Origin of the sequence: Frankia sp. AgKG'84/4 (assembly GCF_023242965.2) — a bacterium.
Lineage (GTDB): Bacteria > Actinomycetota > Actinomycetes > Frankiales > Frankiaceae > Frankia.
Genome location: NZ_JALKFU020001136.1, coordinates 1 through 1,257, shown reverse-complemented (window position 1 = coordinate 1,257; position 1,257 = coordinate 1). Strand labels below are relative to the sequence as shown.

The 1,257-nt window shown below is 73.2% G+C and carries 2 protein-coding genes; one reads left to right on the top strand and one right to left on the bottom strand.

The features are described from left to right. Nucleotides 1-82: 82 nt before the first annotated feature. Nucleotides 83-619 carry a DUF2231 domain-containing protein gene (locus MXD58_RS27890; RefSeq protein WP_248836749.1) on the bottom strand — a complete coding sequence of 179 codons (537 nt, stop codon included), beginning with the start codon at nucleotides 617-619 and terminating at the stop codon, nucleotides 83-85. A gap of 107 nt (nucleotides 620-726) precedes the next feature. On the opposite strand from MXD58_RS27890, the gene MXD58_RS27885 reads away from it, so the two are divergent. Then, on the top strand, nucleotides 727-1,206 hold the full coding sequence (locus MXD58_RS27885; protein WP_248836750.1) for a BlaI/MecI/CopY family transcriptional regulator: 480 nt from the start codon (nucleotides 727-729) through the stop codon (nucleotides 1,204-1,206). Nucleotides 1,207-1,257 lie beyond the last annotated feature (51 nt).

The window sequence follows — 1,257 nt, the reverse complement described above, 5'->3', positions numbered from 1 at the left end:
CGCTACACCTGGGGCGAGGCCGCGCGCGCCCACCTGGCGCTCTACCGCCGCCTTGGCGCGACGGGCGCCGGCGGATGAGCGTTCAGCCGCCTGCGCCGGCCCGCGGTTGCGAGGTGACGCTGTCGTGCCAGACCGCCTTGGCGCCGCTGTCGCCGATCCGGTAGATCTGCACGACCGAGCCGACGGCGATCACGATCGCGAGAACCGCCAGGACCGCTGTCATCGCCGTGACGCCGCCGCGGGCGGTAGCGTGCGCGCCGCCGCCCGCGGCGGGCGCCCCGGCCAACCCGTCGGCACGCCGTGACCAGTACCAGCCGAACGCCGCGATGACGAACAGCCCCCCCGCCCATGGCAGCAACTGGTCGCCGAGTTCCGCATGGCGTCGTACCAGCGGGTCGGCGGGCACCCTTGCCTCGAGCCACTCCCCGGCATGCGTGGTCAGCGGCACGCTGACCACGGCGACCAGTGCGCACAGCGGGGTCAGGACGCCCAACCGGCGGCGGGCGGCCGGCCAGAGCGCCGAGAGCACCACCAGCAGCGCCGCGAGCGGCACGAGAACGACAACCACATGTACGAGCAGTGCGTGCGCGGGCAGTCCATTGATCTCGGTCGGGCCCACAGCGCCTCCTTCGGTCGGCCGCTCCGCTGGCACGGGCAGCAACTATCACAGTAGTACTACAGCGATAGTCATACTATTCATGTAGTAGGCACGGCTAGACTCACGACATGCGTCGCACGGGTTCGGCCCGCAGGGAGGCCGGGGAACTGGAGTCGGTCGTGCTCTCCGTGTTGTGGGCAGCGGAGCACGCGCTGACCCCCAGCCAGGCACAGGAGGCCCTGTCCCGGGACGGGCATCAGCTCGCGTACACCAGCGTGTCGACGACGCTGGCGCGCCTGCACGCCAAGGGTCTGCTCCACCGCACCGTCGCCGGCCGCGGTCACGCCTACGCACCGTCCCCGGCCGCGGCCCGGCAGAACGCCGACCGGATGCGCGGACTCCTGGGCGAGGGCAGCGGTCGGGCCGCCGTCCTCAGCCACTTCGTCGCCGGCCTGACCCCCGATGACGAGGCCACCATCCTCGCCCTCCTGGCGGCTGCCGAGAACGATGGGGCCGGCCCCGGGCCCGCGGGCACCGACCGTAGCCCCGGCCAGGGCCAGCCCGGCGGCCGCGGCGTGTCGGGCCCGACCGGGCCCGCGCAGGCCTGACCGCGATGAGGTTCATGGTCAGGTACCCCCTGGTCGTCAGCGTCCTCGTCG

What these genes read in the sequence shown, in the direction of transcription:
- MXD58_RS27885 (WP_248836750.1), top strand. Translation starts at nt 727, where the DNA reads ATGCGTCGCACGGGTTCGGCCCGCAGGGAGGCCGGGGAACTGGAGTCG.